Source organism: Aquimarina sp. 2-A2 (assembly GCF_045505135.1).
In the GTDB taxonomy this organism is placed as follows: domain Bacteria; phylum Bacteroidota; class Bacteroidia; order Flavobacteriales; family Flavobacteriaceae; genus Aquimarina; species Aquimarina intermedia.
In genome coordinates this window covers 272,920-288,733 of record NZ_JBJKFI010000002.1, presented here as the reverse complement: position 1 = coordinate 288,733, position 15,814 = coordinate 272,920, and the positions used below count along the sequence as shown (strand labels likewise).

Below are 15,814 nucleotides of genomic sequence, written 5' to 3'. Positions count from 1 at the left end.
TTTTGCTACATGCGCTCAATAACCATTGCAGAAGCACCACCACCACCGTTGCAAATTGCAGCGGCACCAATTTTACCATTGTTTTGATCTAAGACATTCATTAAGGTGATTAAAATTCTAACGCCCGAACATCCCAGAGGGTGTCCTAAAGAAACAGCTCCACCATTTACATTAGTATTTTCACTGTTTAATCCAAGAATTTTCATATTGGCAAGACCTACGACAGAAAATGCTTCATTAAACTCGAAGTAATCCACATCATCTAATGAAATCCCTGCTTTAGATATAGCTTTAGGTAAAGCTTTTGAAGGTGCAGTAGTAAACCAAACCGGCTCATGCGCTGCATCAGCATATGATTTAATTTTCACTAGTGGTGTTAATCCTAGCTCTTTTGCTTTATCGGCACTCATTACTATTACCGCACCGGCCCCATCATTTATTGTCGAAGCATTGGCAGCAGTTACCGTACCATCTTTAGAAAAAGCCGGACGTAAAGATGGGATCTTATCCATTTTTACATTTTTAAATTCTTCATCTTGCGACACCATTACAGGCTCTCCTCTTCGTTGCGGAACCGCTACAGGAACTACTTCATTATCAAATTTACCTTCTTCCCAAGCCTTTGCAGAACGCTTATAAGATTCAATAGCAAAAGCATCCTGATCCTCTCTGGAAAACTCATATTCCTTAGCGCATAAATCTGCACAAACTCCCATTGCATTATGATCATATGCATCAACTAAACCGTCTTTTTGCATGCCATCTTCCAGTGTTTGAGGGCCGAATTTATGTCCATTTCTCAAGCGTACATAATGAGGAATCAAGCTCATGTTCTCCATACCACCTGCTACAATAATATCTGCATCACCCAGCGCAATAGATTGTGCAGCTTGCATCACCGCTTTCATACCACTTGCACAAACTTTGTTAATGGTAGTACAAGGAACCTCAAATCCAATACCGGCAGCAATGGCGGCTTGTCTTGCAGGAGCTTGACCATTACCAGCTTGTACAACGTTACCCATGATAACTTCCTGTACCATTTCAGGTTTAAGATTAATTTTGTCCAAAGCACCTTTGATTGCAGTAGCACCTAATTGAACAGCAGGTACCGTCGACAGGCTTCCCATAAAACTTCCAATCGGCGTACGTGCAGCCGATACTATTACAACTTCTTTACTCATTATATAGATTTTAAAATGTGTGTATTGTTATTTTGCGAATTTAAGGATTTTTGTAGGATTTGCATAAGGAAGTTACCAACAGTCTCATGCTATCAGTACTCTCATAATTTTTAGTACTTTTGATTAAATAAATGAATCCGCTCTAGTGAAAAATTTTTTGAATCAGCTTTATAAAAATCAGTCATATATTTATAAAGCGCTATTATTTATCTGTGCTTCTTTTTTAATTGTATACATATTTCCTAAAGGAGGCGTGTTTAAGTACGAATTCACCAAAGGAAAGCCGTGGCAATACGATAACTTATATGCACCTTTTGATTTTGCTATAGCAAAAACACCTGAAGAAGTAGAGGCTGATAAGGCAAAAATCGCGGAGAATAGCATTCCCTACTTTGAGTATGATACCGTAATTGCTAATAGAGCTAAACAGGCATTTTCAGAGACTTTTGCTTCCAACCTTAAGGTATTGGATTTAAGTAGTTCTGGGGATCAGGCTAGACTTTTTGGACGTATCCTACTAAATGATATTTATCGTTACGGTGTTTTAGAAGAACGTTATGCATACGATGAAAAAAGACAGATATATTTAAATAAAGGTAATCAGGCGGAGGCAGTTTCTTACGGACAACTACTTACATCGGACCAACTTACGAGTTTGATAAACTCTAGAATAGACAATAGTGAATACGCAAAATTCAAAAATGGATTTATAGCGTTGTTCTATGATTTAGTTAGCCCAAATGTTCGACTGAACAGAGAATTAACAGAAAGTAGCTTACAAAATGAGATAGATAAAGTACTTACTACCCGGGGTAGTGTATCCAAAAATAGTAGGATAATTGCCAAGGGCGAAGTGGTCGAGGGTATCAAACTACAAATGTTGATATCGCTCAAATCCGAATATGAATCTCAAGTCTGGAGTGATAAAAATTTCTACTGGATTGTTGTTGGCTATAGTGTCTTAGTTTCTCTTGCATTGTTGATGCTTCTATTATTTTTGAGAAAGTACAGAAAAGATATTTTTGATAATAATGCGCAAGTAACGTTTATTATATTTAATGTACTTATAATGGTTATTGTAACTACCTTGGTTGTAAAATATAAAGCTAATTACATTTATATTGTACCGCTAAGTATATTGCCATTAGTTTTAAAAGCCTTTTTTGATTCTAGAGTAGGTCTTTTTACGCATGTTATTACTGTTTTGATCCTGGGTTTTGTGGTTCCTAATAGTTATGAGTATACTTTTTTGCAGATTATTGCAGGTATTGTGACTATTCTGACGATCTCCGAATCTTTTAGACGAGCTAATTTATTTTTGTCAGTTGGACAAATTACGACGAACTATATCTTAGCGTATATTGCGTTTCATCTGATTCATGAAGGTAACGTAAACACAATCGATTGGACTACAGTTCTGTTCTTTGTTCTTGGTGGATTGGCAACGCTTATGGTACATCCTCTAATTTACGCTTATGAGAAAATATTCGGATTAGTTTCTGATGTTTCATTATTAGAGCTCAGTGATACCAATTCTAAATTACTAAAGGAACTTTCTGATAAGGCACCGGGTACTTTTCATCATTCCTTAAATGTGGCTAATATAGCGGAAGCTGCTGCTAATGAGATTGGTGCGAACTCTATGTTAGTTAGAGTAGGAGCTTTATATCATGATATTGGTAAAATGGCAAATCCGACATATTTTACGGAGAATCAATCGGCTTCCGGAAATGCACATGATGTATTATCTGCAAAAGAAAGTGCCAAAATTATTATAGACCATGTAATTAGAGGGGTAGAAATTGCAAAGCGAAATAAATTACCCGATCGAATCATTGATTTTATTCGAACGCACCATGGTACGAGTACGGTTTATTATTTCTATAGTAAAGAAAAAGAAGTAAACGACAATGTTCTGATTCAGGATTTTCAATATCCGGGACCTAAGCCTTTTTCTAAAGAAACTGCCATCTTAATGATGAGTGATAGTGTCGAAGCAGCTTCAAAGAGTTTAAAAAATCCTACCAGTAGTCTAATCGATACTTTTGTCGAAAAAATTATCAATAAGCAAATGGCCGAGGGTCAATTTTTAAATTCCAATATAACCTTTAAAGAAATACAACAGGTTAAAAAGGTTTTTAAACGAAAATTAACAAATATCTATCATTTGAGAATCGAGTATCCCGAATAAAAAGGAACGTGCGTCAAAAGTAAAAGGTACCACTAAAGCTTATAAATACTTTTTATCCATCCAAAAAGTTCCGAAGGGAATTAGCGAACAAATAAGAACAATTCCTAAAGTTTTACTATTCCAGTTTTTAGCGGATCTTACTAAAACTGCCAGAGCTACATAGGCTACAAATAGGATACCATGTGCCATACCCACAGTTTTGTTAGCTTCTGGCATGTCCATTAAATATTTAAGTGGCATGGTAATAAAAAGAATCAGTAGAAATGAAATTCCTTCCAGGTAACTAACAATTTTGAACGTGTTGATCATGTATTTGTAATTTTTTTAAAGGAGACTAAAAATTGCAATTGCGTAGAGATAAAATCGTACAAAACGAAGCAAACCAAAAAGTAAATACCCGATAAAGGAATATTTTATCATTCCAGCAGCGATACTTGTCATTGAAAAAGGGATAGGAAGTAAAGCACCAACTATAATTAAAAAACCACCCCATTTACGTGTGTTTTTAATATGTTTAGCCATCTTAATTTCTAAATAATCATGCATAGCCGGAATTTTGGTAATTGATTTACCAATGAAATAAGAAATGATACCACCAATGTAAGAGAGCAGTGCCAATATAGATAGATATACTATAGGGGTGGTTGCTTTGTCACTCCAGGCAATAAAAATTTCTGGAGGTACAAGTCCTAAAAAGGACTCTGAAGCAAAAAATACAGCGAAAACCACATAATCTGAATAATTCTCAGTTACATATAATAGTACATCGTTTACATTTATTACAAAGTAATTTACGAACAAAAGAGCAGCTATAAAAAGAAGGATAGGGGGTAAGGCCTTCTTCATACTCAATCCTAAAAACTTATAAAACCCTGTATAGCTATAGTATTGGTGAAGCAGCTGTAGTTTGCTCTTTTTTTCAGATCTGGTATTACTCTTCATATTCTTTTTCTGATCGTTTTTCAATGGTGCAAAAATAAGTTTTATACATGTTTTATGAGGTATAAATACAGCTATTTTTTAAGCAAAATCTAATAAATTAATCTAAAAAAAAGTTAATCTTTTCTTTTTGTATGAATAACGGTAAAAACTAAAATTAATTTGATTTTTTTATACAAAAAACCCTAACTAAAAGATAGCTAGGGTACATGTGTTTAAGATATTGAAGTCTTAAGCGTTCAGTGCGTCTCTATACTCTTTAAGATCAGCCACATTCATTTTATTTGTTAAGTCTTTAAATAAGGAGACCATATACGAAAGACTCTCAACAGGATCCAACGCTTCTTCTGAGCCTGTAGTATCTGTTTGCTCCTTATCCTCTCCATCTCCTTCTTCTTCGATAGGTTCATCTTCAGGAATTGGAATAAGGAAGCTATCATTCTCTTCTATATGCTCATAAGCATAACGCAAGACCTTTACTGCTAAAGGGATTTGTTCCTCAATTGCATAGGTACGCAATTCCTTTAAATCCTCAATTAATGTATTAGTAATGATACCTGAACGATTTAAATCTGCTAAGATTTTATCGATTAATTGCAATGCCTTTTTATTTTCCAAAGAAGTTGATTTATAATGATGGTTAAAAATTCTGCTGCAAATTTACTCCTAATTACCTTTTTTATAAAATGTTTTTAGGATTTATTTCGAAATAAGGATTTTGAAATAAATCCAATTTCTCTCAATTACCAAAATCCTGGTATTCGCTTACGGCTTATCTATCGCGGGAAGTGCCGGTATTCCTGCTAAAGTTTGAGGTTTAACCGTAGCGATTTATCTACTGAACTTAGTATCTTTGAGAAGTATTCCAATTACAATTTTTCCCTTACTTTTTTTGTTTTCCCCTTAAACTTACCTCCCTTGAATACAGGAGGTAAGTTCTTCATTTTTTATACTTTAATAACTGTTTTTTGAAGCATCCTACTCCTAATAAGTCTATACCACCAGTGATGATTTAGATTCATCATTGTTTTTTGGGAAGACAAATAAACTTTAACAATTGCCTGAACTACCTGTATTATAAATAGTTAAGAGATTTTTGCTTCTTTTTTTAATGGCAAATAATAATAAAAGGAATAGTTATTGATTATTTTGAATTGTAAAAAAAAATTGTACATTGTAATATTATCTAATGTTTACTAAATTTGCCCTTTAGCAAGCAAAATTAGATCCCAAATTTAAAATAAAATGAATTTAAACTGTAAAAACGGAATTTTACTACTACTTATCTTCACCTTTCAGTTTTCCTTTGCGCAATCTGAATATGAACTTAGAGAATCAGATATGATTAATGTTCAAAAGGATATTGTAGGTAAATTGACAGGACACTTACCTATAAAGGGTAAGAAGAAAATAGAAAGCAGATCCAAAACAAGTGAACGCAAAATCGTTGCGGATTATCTAGAGGATTTATTAAAAGAAATTGACTTAAAGCCTAAAAAGAATTCCTACAATGTGCAGGATAAAAAAGGAAAGCAATATTCTGGAACTAATGTATATGCCGTAATACCCTCAACAACACCCTCAGAGGAATATGTTGTCTTAGCTTCGCATTATGATACTGCAGAAGACTCCCCGGGTGCAATTCATAATGCTACTGGTTTAGCATTAACTCATTATGTGGCATCCCAGTTGGTAAAGTTACCAACACGCAGTAAGAATTTTATAATAGCCTATTTTGATCAACAAGAAACCAATATGATCGGATGCCGTATGTTTGCCAAAAAGATGAAGGATGATAAGGTCAATATTCATTCTATGCATCGTGTAGATTATATGGGTTGGGATCTTGATGAAGACAGAGCAATTGAATTGCTGTCTTCAAATATTAGTCTTGAATCTTTATACCGAATGGAATCACCGGTACCTGTTTTTAAAAGACTGGTATCCACCCCAGAAAGTCGTATTTTTTCGACATTGGGCTTCGAAACAATAACCGTAACATCAGAGCTTAAGAATGCTGATAACTCTCCATATGTTCATCAAGCGTCAGATACTTATACTACTGTGAATTTTAAATATTTAGCATCAACTACTGATATTGTTTTAAATGTTTTAAAAGTCCTTTCCAGATAATTAATACAAATTAAAGCTTATCAATACGTATTTTTAAAGCCTTTCTTATTTGCTGAGAAAGGCTTTTAAGTTTTTATAATCTTTGATCAAAATACTGTTTTTCTTTTTTTGCATTATATCTTTAATTTGATCGGGTAGTGGCAGTGTGATACCGAGTTCCTTTTCTACTGTTGATCTAAATTTGATAGGATGTGCTGTTTCTAAAAATACTCCAATTTCATTAGGTTGTAGGCCATGTTTTTTCAATCCCAAATACCCAACAGCTCCATGTGGATCTGCAATGTAGTTGGCAGTTTTGTACAATTCCTGAATTGCAGAATTTGTTTCTTTATCGTTAAAGCTATATGAACTGAATTCGGATTTTAATGCTGCATCATCATTTTTGAATAAGTGTTGAATCCTGATAAAGTTGCTGGGATTGCCTACATCCATGGCGTTCGATAGTGTTGCAACAGATGGTCTAGGGCTATAAATTCCTGTACTCAGATATCTTGGAATAATATCGTTGCTATTTGTTGAGGCTACAAAATGACTAATGGGCAAACCTAATTTTTTTGCTACAATTCCTGCACAAATATTTCCAAAGTTGCCACTTGGAACTGAAAATACCAGTTCCTTTTTGAGAGACTTTAACTGTTTATAAGCAATGAAATAATAAAAGGTTTGTGGTAACCAACGGGCTATGTTGATAGAATTAGCAGAGGTTAGATTACGTTTAGATTTTAGTTCTTCATCCAAAAATGCGGTTTTGACCATTTCTTGACAATCATCAAAAGTACCTTGTACTTCTAACGCAGTGATATTATGCTCTAGAGTAGTTAGTTGCTTCTCTTGTACATCACTCACTTTGTTTTGTGGGTATAAAATAATTACCTCTACGTTATCTGTCTTGAAAAAACCTTTAGCTACTGCACCACCCGTATCCCCTGAAGTTGCTACGAGCACCGTCGTTTTACGTCCGGTGTTTTTATTGAAATACTCCAAACATTTAGCCATAAATCTGGCGCCAACATCCTTGAATGCCATGGTAGGACCATGAAAGAGTTCGAGAGAGCTGATAGATTCATCAATAGGTACTACCGGGAAATCAAAGTCTAACACTTCGTCCAAAATTTGTAGTAAGTGATTTTTAGGAATACTAGTACCCATGAATTGCTCAATGACCATATACGCAATTTGGGTAGCGCTCATTTGTTCTATTTCGTTATAGAATGATGCTGGTAATTTTTCTATTTTTTCAGGAAAATAAAGTCCTCGGTCCGGAGCTATTCCTGAAACTACTGCTTCCTCAAATGAAACACGGTGTTTCTTATTATTCAAACTATAATAGTACATGTATTGTAATTTTTTAGTTGTGAGAATTATTTGTTTCTTAATCGATTCTTCGTATACCTGTACTATTGATATTTGAAATATAGATATCAAAATCAATTTCGGCATTTCTATACACTTCATGCATGGCCTTAGCAACCTCATTAGCAGTTTCTATACCTTGGCTTAGTGCGAAAATAGATGGACCAGAACCCGAAATCCCACATCCTAAAGCTCCTTGTGCTAAAGCTGCTTTTTTAACCTGCTCAAATTTCGGTATTAGAATTGAACGAAGTGGTTCTATGATTACGTCTTCTAGACTTCTACCAATTAATTGATAATCATTTAAACACAGCCCTGCTACCAAACCTCCTACATTTCCCCATTGTGTAATTGCGTCTGTAAGGGTCACGTTTTGTTTTAGCACAGCGCGAGCATCTGATGTTTTTACTTCGATTTGCGGATGCACCACAATAGCAATTAAATCTTCAGGATATGGTAGTTTAACGATATCAAGTGGAGTGTAGCTCCGTATCAATGTGAATCCCCCTAAAAGTGCAGGGGCTACATTATCAGCATGAGCATTACCACTAGCTAGTTTTTCTCCCTGCATAGCAAACCTAATTAAATCATGTGGCGCAAATGGCTTGTTCAGAAGTTCATTTACTGCCCAAACGGCTCCGGCGCTACTCGCCGCACTACTACCAATACCACTACCAGCTTTAATGTTTTTGAGAATTGTTATTGTCACTTGTATTTCCTGATCTAATTCGTCTAGAAGTGCTTGTACTGCCACTCCGGCAACATTGAGGTGTGCCTCTTTGGGTAAATCAGCACCTTCTATTTTTGTGATAAAAACACCAGTACCCGGTTCTATGGCAATGGTCATCTCATCACCGATAGTGTCTAGACAACATCCAATGACATCAAATCCACAAGATAAATTAGCAATGGTTCCAGGACTAAAAATTTTGATTTTTTTCATAACCGTCCAAATTAAATTCTACCAATTCTAATGATATCGGCAAAGATTCCTGATGCTGTCACTGCAGCACCTGCGCCGGCACCTTTGACAAGTAATGGATTCTCGGGATAGCGATCAGTATAGAACAAAACGATGTTGTCGCTACCTTCAAGATTGTAAAAATCATGGTTCACAGGAATTTCCTGTAATCCAACTTTTGCTTGTCCGTTATCCAATTGCGCAACATATTTTAATTTGCAATTAGCAGCCTTTGCATGGTCAAGCTTATTTTTGAAATGGTGTTCTTCTAGTTTTAGACATGAGTAAAATGCATCAACGGTTTCACTGTCTAAACAGTTTTGAGGTAAAAAAGAATCATTGATGATATCTTCTAACTCCAGCTCTAAACCACTTTCTCTGGCCAGAATCAATATTTTTCTCGCTACATCAATACCACTAAGATCGATTTTTGGATCCGGTTCAGTAAAACCTTCTTCCTGAGCACGTTTTACAATTGCGTGAAAGGGTGTTTCTCCATTGTAATTATTGAAGACAAAGTTGAGGCTCCCAGAGAGTACTGCTTGTATTTTGTGAACCCTGTCTCCTGAAGCAATCAAATTATTTAGCGTATCAATAATTGGTAAACCTGCTCCCACATTCGTCTCATATAAAAACGAAGCGTTATATTTTTTGGCGATATTTTTTAGGTGTTTATATTGCTGTAAAGAAGCGGAACAGGCTATTTTATTACAGGTAACCACCGATATACTTTGATTAAGATACTGGGGATACATGGATGCAATGTCTGGATCCGCTGTATTATCAATAAATATGGAGTTACGAAGATTAAGATGTTTGGCAGTTTCAAAGAAGTTATCCGGATTTGCCGGAACCCCTGCAGCTAAATGTTCTTTCCAAGTTTCTATTGAAATCCCATGCTCATCGAAACACATTGTCCTTGAGTTTGAAATTCCTACAATCTTTAACTTTAAATGGAGTTCTTTCTTGAGGTATTCTTTTTGTTTTTCTAACTGACCTAATAATTTAGCACCTACATTACCAACACCTGTAACGAAAAGGTTGAGCTGTTTGGTTTTTACCTCAAAGAAACGTTCGTGTAAGGTGTTCAAGGCTTTTTTGACATCATTTCTTTCAATGACCACCGATATGTTTTTTTCTGAGGCTCCTTGTGCGATGGCGCGTATGTTTACATTATTCTTGCCCAACGTACTAAACATCTTACCACTTAGTCCTTGATGTTTGTACATATTATCTCCGACCAATGCTACAATGGCCAGATCCTTTTCTACCAGAGTGGGTTTAAGAATTTTCTTTTCAATTTCGAATTCAAAAACTTCATCCAATGCTTTTTTTGCTTTTCCCGCATCATCTTCATGGATTGCTAAACAAATCGAATGCTCTGAGGAGGCTTGGGTGATCAAAACCACATTGACATTTTCTTGGTATAACTTTTCGAACAAGCGCTTAGAAAACCCCGGAATACCGACCATACCACTACCTTCTACCGAGACTATAGTAATGTGATCTATGTGCGTTATTCCCGTGACAGAATAGGTGTGCCCGTCTACGTTTTCAGTAATTAGGGTACCTTTTGCTTCCGGGTGGAAGGTGTTTTTTATTCTGATTGGAATTTTCTTTTCTAATACCGGCTGAATGGTAGGAGGGTAGATCACCTTGGCGCCAAAATGCGAAAGCTCCATTGCTTCTTGATACGTAATATGAGGAATGGCTTTTGCTTGCTTGACAATACGTGGATTGGCTGAAAACATACCACTAACATCAGTCCATATCAGAAGCTCATCCGCATTGAGAGCTGCTGCAAGTATAGCAGCCGTGTAATCAGAACCTCCACGACCCAGGGTGGTAGGGTGACCTGTTATCGTATTGGCAATAAATCCTGGAAAGAGAGCGATCTTTTCTTTTCGCTCTTGCTCATAATCCAGTAATTTTTTATAGGTAACCGGATAAATAACGGACACAGATTTTTCTGCATCACAAATGATAAAATCTCGTGAATTTTTCAGACTAACGCTTGCTCCGGCATTTTTGAGAACTTCATAAAGTATATGAGATGATAAAATTTCTCCATAACCCGTAACTAATGATAAGGTTCTTGGCGAAAGCTCGTTCAAGAGAAATACACCTTCACACAAGGATTCGATTGCATTAAAATGAATCTTTAACTGACTTATAATTCCGCTCTGATTCGTCACCGGAATCAGTTTTTTTACGATGTCAAAATGCAGCGTTTCAAGTTGGTTTATAATATTTTTATAGGCTGAGTCATTAGTCTCTGCCAGATAGCCAGCACGTACGAGAAGATCTGTTACGCCACCTAATGCAGAAATCACTACATAAATGTCTTGTTGCTCGGCATATTCTTTAATTATTTTAATAGTCTGAGTGATTGCCTCTGCGTTTTTTACAGAAGACCCTCCAAATTTGAGTACTTTCATACATCAATTTTTTTTTGTGAAATAAAATTATTTGATTTAGTTTTTAGAAAAAACTATAAAAGGTGCGGATACTATATAGAAACATAACCCCAAAGGGTAATTGTAGTAAAAATAAACATACCGCCAATATTGCCAATCACCGGAGAAGGTGATAACAAACTTTTGGAAAAGAAAACCGATAGGTTAGCGGTACTGAACATAGGATTATTATATCTTTATATTTCAAATGTATTCATTATAAATCAAAAAACTTAAAATCTAATAAAACTTATAGAATATTTGTCAATTAGATATATTTTATAAGCTTTTATTGTTAAATTCATATAAATTAGATGAAAATTCTTTCAGCAGAACAATTGCAAAAGGCAGATCAGGCTACTTTACGATCTCAAAATATAAACTCTTTAGAACTAATGGAGCGTGCGGCAACGCAAATTTTTAATAGCATTCATGCAAAATTGAAGGGGGCCGATGTTTTATTTCATATTTTTTGTGGTATAGGTAATAATGGTGGCGATGGTTTGGTACTTTCCAGATTATTACTGGAACACGGTTATAAAGTGAAGACTTATATAGTCAACTTTACTGATAAAAGGTCAGATGATTTTTTAAAGAATTATGATCGATTAATTGCATTAAACACCACATGGCCAACCCAACTGAAATCCGAGACTGATTTTCCGCAGTTATCTGAAAAAGATATAGTAGTTGATGCAATTTTTGGAATAGGGCTTAATCGTCCGTTGGTTTCATGGGTAGCAAAGTTAATCCAGCACATTAATGCAAGCGATGCTTTTGTGTTGTCCATAGATATTCCTTCAGGTTTGTATGCGGATAGAGCACCGGATACTTCTGACGGTGTAATAAAGGCTTCTACAACGTTTACCTTTCAAACACCAAAACTTGCTTTCTTTCTTCCGGAAACCGCGGTGTACAGTCGTGATTTTGAGGTATTGGATATCGGACTGGACCAACATTTTATAAATGAGAGCAATGGTGTAGCTGAGCTTATCAGCAAAAATATGATACGATCCATGTATCAACCACGAGAGAAATTTGCTCATAAAGGAACCTACGGACACTGTCTTTTGATTGGCGGCAGCTACGGTAAAATCGGAAGTATGATAATAGCAACAGAGGCTGCTATGCGAGTAGGTGCGGGATTAGCAACATCCTATATTCCAGATTGTGGTTATACAGCATTGCAAACCGCAGTACCTACGGCCATGGTAGTGACAGACGATAATGATAATTATATTGAAGCGATAGATTATGATGTAGAACCAAATGCGATTGGCATTGGAATGGGAATGGGGACAAATAAGAAAACTATACTGGCATTCGAAAATTTCTTAAAAAAGATAGAAATTCCAATTGTTTTGGATGCAGATGCATTGAATAGCATGGCTCAACATGGAGACTTATCCAAACATATCCCTTCGGGTTCCATCCTAACCCCACATCCAAAGGAGCTAGAACGACTCGTTGGCTCTTGGAAAGATGATTTTGAAAAAATCAAAAAAGCCAAGGAGTACTCCAAACGATATCAATGTATCTTAGTTATAAAAGGAGCCTATACTTTAATTGTGAACGACGATACGTTGTATATCAATACAACAGGAAATCCCGGAATGGCGACAGGTGGTACGGGAGATGCGCTTACCGGAATTATTACAGGTTTATTAGCTCAAGAATATAATCCGCTACACGCCACATTAATGGGGGTTTATTTGCATGGACTTTCCGGGGATTTGGCTATTCAAACTACAGGGTATCAAGGTCTATTAGCTACAGATGTAGTGCAGTATATAGGTAAATCATTTTTAAATTTATTTGAAATTAAAACACCTGCACAAACTGAGAATTCTTAAAAATTAAATTTGTTCATTTGTACAATGAAATTCGTTTTTCATAGTTATATTAGATTGAACAAAATAATTAAAGAAAGCAATATGATGATAAAGAGAAAAATGCTGGCCTGTATCCTTACAGGTGGGTTATTACTTACAGGATGTTCAAAAGATGATGGTCCTGCGACAGAAGTTTTAAGTATTCAAACTATTGGACTGGAACGCTTAACAGGTGGTACGTCCTATCAAGGATGGCTAGTAGTTAATGGTGAGGCAAAACCAACAGAACGTTTTACGGATCCAACGAATACGGTCAACTTATCTGTACTAGCTTCAGACCTAGATGATGCAACAGAGTTTTTATTGTCTATAGAACCGGTTAATGATAATGATCCTGAGCCTTCTGGAGCCTTTATATTAAAAGGAAAATTCAACGGAACTTCTGCTTCTTTAGATTTTAAACCGGTTGTAGAGGATGGTTTATCCAATACTTCAGGGCAGTTTGTATTGCATACACCCACGGATGAAGCTTCTGACAATGATGAATTTGGTGTTTGGTTTCGTAATGGAGGCAGTGCAAGTTTAACGTTGCCAGCATTGGGCAAAGGATGGAAATATGAAGGATGGGTTGATTTTGATGGTAAAAAAGTATCCACAGGAACATTTACCAAAGTTAATGCTATCGATGACGCTAATTTTTTCAAAGGATCAGGCGGTACCATTCCTCCGTACCCGGGCGAAGATTTTTTAATCATTCCAAGCCAAATTCCGTTAACAGGAGTTACTTTTCCTGCTGATGTAAGGGGTAAAGAAGTATTTATTACAATAGAACCTTTTGAAGATCGAGATCCGGCACCATTTTTTATAAAACCGTTAACTGCTACTGCAGGCATCACAACCGGGCTGAATAATCCTGTAGATATGATTTCGGATAATGCAATGCCTTCAGGTAGAGCAACACGTCCGAATTTTTAAAAATAAAATTCTAATAATTAAAACCTCAATCGTTAGCTCGATTGAGGTTTTTTATTTGTGAGGATTATCTTCTTGGATGATATGTATTCATAATATCGGTTAGCATACTGCGATCCATATGCATATAAATTTCTGTAGTGGTGATGCTCTCGTGTCCTAACATTAGTTGTATAGCACGTAGATCGGCTCCATTTTCTAAGAGGTGGGTTGCAAAAGAATGTCTAAAGGTGTGCGGACTCACATTTTTTTGTAGACCACTTAATTTTACCAATTGTTTTATTATGGTAAAGATCATCGCTCTAGTAAGTTGTTTTCCTCTTCGGTTAAGAAACAAAGTGTCTTCATATCCAGCTTGTATCGACATATGATTTCGTACCTGCGTACGATATATTTCAATATACTTTTCTGTAGTATGACTTATAGGAACAAAGCGTTGCTTGTCACCCTTACCGGTTACACTGATAAAACCTTCTTTAAAAAATAAATTAGAAAGACGTAGCTCTATAAGTTCACTAACACGTAACCCACAACCGTATAAAGTTTCTATAATAGCTCGATTGCGCTCTCCCAACTCCGTAGAAAGATCAATAGCTGCAATTAAGGTATCTATTTCATTAACAGAAAGTGTATCCGGTAATTTTCTTCCAATTTTAGGTGCTTCAAGTAATTCTGTTGGGTTGGTAGTTCGGTACTTTTCAAATACCAAATAGTTGAAAAAGGACTTGAGTCCCGAAATTACTCTTGATTGCGATCTTGGATTCAGTTCTTGCGCTATTTCATAAATAAATTGCTGTATGATTTCTTTTGAAATGGAAACAGGTGAAGCGCTAATATTATTAGCATTTAAAAATTTTATCAGCTTCTTTAGATCAAGCACATAACTGGACACAGAATTTTGCGAGAGTCCCCGCTCAATTTTGAGATAATGTGTATAATCGGTAATTGCATGATCCCAGTTCATAAATGGTTCATTTAGTACAAATTTAAGTAGAGAATATTAGGAAAAAGAGATTAAACATAGTATTTTGATATTTTAAGATAGTATTAACTTTTTATTTATTTTTACGTAGTTTATCGAATTAAATCATACATTTGACGAAACTTTTAAACTTTAAAATTTTTATTATGTTAAAAAAATCTCTCATGGTTGCATTTGCAACGGTAATGTTATCCAATTTAAGTGCTCAAGAAGAAGCTGTAAGATTTGGAGCTAAAGCAGGTCTTAATATTGCATCTATCACTGGTGATTTCACTGATGAGCTTAGTTCTAAGATAGGATTTACTTTAGGTGGGGTTGTAGAAATTCCTGTAAGTGATAAATTTGCTTTTCAACCAGAAGTTTTATTTTCTACACAAGGAGCTAAGTATGAGGATAGTGATGTAGGATTTAGTGATGAGTCAACTGTCAAACTTTCGTATATTAATATACCAATGATGGCAAAATTTTATGTAGCTGAAGGATTAAGTTTACAAGCTGGTCCTCAACTTGGAATTTTAGTTTCAGCAAAAGATGAGGGAGAGTATACAGAACAGAATGTTACTGTAGAATATGATACAGATATTAAAGATGATTTATCGACTGTTGATTTTGGTTTAAACTTTGGTTTAGGGTATCAATTAGAAGGAGGTCTTTTCTTTGATGGTCGTTATAACTTAGGTTTATCAAACATTAACGATTTCGAAGGTTCTGATGAGGTAAATCAAAAAAATTCTGTAATTCAGTTTGCTGTTGGATATAAATTCTAACAACTTTGAAGTAATATAGATTTATAAAGCACCCGTACGGGTGC

13 protein-coding genes are annotated in these 15,814 nt (G+C 35.5%); 5 read left to right on the top strand and 8 right to left on the bottom strand.

The features are described from left to right. Positions 1–5: 5 nt before the first annotated feature. Positions 6–1,184, bottom strand: a complete 1,179-nt coding sequence (locus ACJRPK_RS06735; RefSeq protein ID WP_407139170.1) for an acetyl-CoA C-acyltransferase — start codon at positions 1,182–1,184, stop codon at positions 6–8. Between the two features lie 145 nt (positions 1,185–1,329). Between ACJRPK_RS06735 and ACJRPK_RS06730 the strand changes: the two genes are divergently transcribed. Continuing rightward, positions 1,330–3,375, top strand: a complete 2,046-nt coding sequence (locus ACJRPK_RS06730; protein WP_407139169.1) for an HD family phosphohydrolase — start codon at positions 1,330–1,332, stop codon at positions 3,373–3,375. A 39-nt stretch (positions 3,376–3,414) separates the two neighbouring features. On the opposite strand, the gene ACJRPK_RS06725 is transcribed toward ACJRPK_RS06730, so the two are convergent. The 3 genes from ACJRPK_RS06725 to ACJRPK_RS06715 all read right to left on the bottom strand — a co-directional run bounded on the left by ACJRPK_RS06725 (position 3,415) and on the right by ACJRPK_RS06715 (position 4,932). Beyond that, positions 3,415–3,684 carry a DUF3817 domain-containing protein gene (locus ACJRPK_RS06725; protein WP_407139168.1) on the bottom strand — a complete coding sequence of 90 codons (270 nt, stop codon included), beginning with the start codon at positions 3,682–3,684 and terminating at the stop codon, positions 3,415–3,417. 15 nt (positions 3,685–3,699) lie between these two features. Then, positions 3,700–4,317 carry a YqaA family protein gene (locus tag ACJRPK_RS06720; protein WP_407139167.1) on the bottom strand — a complete coding sequence of 206 codons (618 nt, stop codon included), beginning with the start codon at positions 4,315–4,317 and terminating at the stop codon, positions 3,700–3,702. Positions 4,318–4,545: 228 nt separating this feature from the next. Next, positions 4,546–4,932, bottom strand: coding sequence for a hypothetical protein (locus ACJRPK_RS06715; protein WP_407139166.1), 387 nt, complete (start codon positions 4,930–4,932; stop codon positions 4,546–4,548). 627 nt (positions 4,933–5,559) lie between these two features. Between ACJRPK_RS06715 and ACJRPK_RS06710 the strand changes: the two genes are divergently transcribed. Next, complete coding sequence (locus ACJRPK_RS06710; RefSeq protein ID WP_407139165.1) at positions 5,560–6,447, top strand: M28 family peptidase; 888 nt, start codon at positions 5,560–5,562, stop codon at positions 6,445–6,447. 45 nt (positions 6,448–6,492) lie between these two features. Here the strand turns inward: ACJRPK_RS06710 and thrC are convergent, their stop codons facing one another. From thrC to thrA, 3 genes are read right to left on the bottom strand one after another with little or no spacing between them, the layout of a single operon-like run. Continuing rightward, complete coding sequence (gene thrC, locus ACJRPK_RS06705; RefSeq protein ID WP_407139164.1) at positions 6,493–7,782, bottom strand: threonine synthase; 1,290 nt, start codon at positions 7,780–7,782, stop codon at positions 6,493–6,495. A gap of 37 nt (positions 7,783–7,819) precedes the next feature. Then, on the bottom strand, positions 7,820–8,743 hold the full coding sequence (locus ACJRPK_RS06700) for a homoserine kinase (protein ID WP_407139162.1): 924 nt from the start codon (positions 8,741–8,743) through the stop codon (positions 7,820–7,822). An 11-nt stretch (positions 8,744–8,754) separates the two neighbouring features. After that, a complete protein-coding gene (gene thrA / locus ACJRPK_RS06695; RefSeq protein WP_407139160.1) occupies positions 8,755–11,199 on the bottom strand; it encodes a bifunctional aspartate kinase/homoserine dehydrogenase I in 2,445 nt (814 codons plus the stop codon). Between the two features lie 332 nt (positions 11,200–11,531). Here thrA and ACJRPK_RS06690 point away from each other — a divergent pair, with 332 nt between their 5' ends. Together ACJRPK_RS06690 and ACJRPK_RS06685 are read left to right on the top strand one after the other, a co-directional pair. Next, positions 11,532–13,070: an NAD(P)H-hydrate dehydratase gene (locus ACJRPK_RS06690; protein WP_407139158.1), complete on the top strand. Its 1,539-nt coding sequence runs from the start codon at positions 11,532–11,534 to the stop codon at positions 13,068–13,070. A gap of 81 nt (positions 13,071–13,151) precedes the next feature. After that, on the top strand, positions 13,152–14,024 hold the full coding sequence (locus tag ACJRPK_RS06685) for an anti-sigma factor (RefSeq protein WP_407139156.1): 873 nt from the start codon (positions 13,152–13,154) through the stop codon (positions 14,022–14,024). Between the two features lie 64 nt (positions 14,025–14,088). Here ACJRPK_RS06685 and xerD read toward each other — a convergent pair whose 3' ends face one another. Continuing rightward, positions 14,089–14,985 (bottom strand): site-specific tyrosine recombinase XerD, encoded by an 897-nt coding sequence (gene xerD / locus ACJRPK_RS06680; protein ID WP_407139154.1) that lies wholly within the window; start codon positions 14,983–14,985, stop codon positions 14,089–14,091. A 182-nt stretch (positions 14,986–15,167) separates the two neighbouring features. On the opposite strand from xerD, the gene ACJRPK_RS06675 reads away from it, so the two are divergent. Continuing rightward, positions 15,168–15,770: a porin family protein gene (locus tag ACJRPK_RS06675; protein WP_407139152.1), complete on the top strand. Its 603-nt coding sequence runs from the start codon at positions 15,168–15,170 to the stop codon at positions 15,768–15,770. Positions 15,771–15,814 lie beyond the last annotated feature (44 nt).

What these genes read in the sequence shown, in the direction of transcription:
- ACJRPK_RS06735 (WP_407139170.1), bottom strand. Translation starts at nt 1,184, where the DNA reads ATGAGTAAAGAAGTTGTAATAGTATCGGCTGCACGTACGCCGATTGGA.
- ACJRPK_RS06725 (WP_407139168.1), bottom strand. Translation starts at nt 3,684, where the DNA reads ATGATCAACACGTTCAAAATTGTTAGTTACCTGGAAGGAATTTCATTT.
- ACJRPK_RS06720 (WP_407139167.1), bottom strand. Translation starts at nt 4,317, where the DNA reads ATGAAGAGTAATACCAGATCTGAAAAAAAGAGCAAACTACAGCTGCTT.
- ACJRPK_RS06710 (WP_407139165.1), top strand. Translation starts at nt 5,560, where the DNA reads ATGAATTTAAACTGTAAAAACGGAATTTTACTACTACTTATCTTCACC.
- thrC (WP_407139164.1), bottom strand. Translation starts at nt 7,782, where the DNA reads ATGTACTATTATAGTTTGAATAATAAGAAACACCGTGTTTCATTTGAG.
- ACJRPK_RS06700 (WP_407139162.1), bottom strand. Translation starts at nt 8,743, where the DNA reads ATGAAAAAAATCAAAATTTTTAGTCCTGGAACCATTGCTAATTTATCT.
- thrA (WP_407139160.1), bottom strand. Translation starts at nt 11,199, where the DNA reads ATGAAAGTACTCAAATTTGGAGGGTCTTCTGTAAAAAACGCAGAGGCA.
- ACJRPK_RS06690 (WP_407139158.1), top strand. Translation starts at nt 11,532, where the DNA reads ATGAAAATTCTTTCAGCAGAACAATTGCAAAAGGCAGATCAGGCTACT.
- ACJRPK_RS06685 (WP_407139156.1), top strand. Translation starts at nt 13,152, where the DNA reads ATGATGATAAAGAGAAAAATGCTGGCCTGTATCCTTACAGGTGGGTTA.
- xerD (WP_407139154.1), bottom strand. Translation starts at nt 14,985, where the DNA reads ATGAACTGGGATCATGCAATTACCGATTATACACATTATCTCAAAATT.
- ACJRPK_RS06675 (WP_407139152.1), top strand. Translation starts at nt 15,168, where the DNA reads ATGGTTGCATTTGCAACGGTAATGTTATCCAATTTAAGTGCTCAAGAA.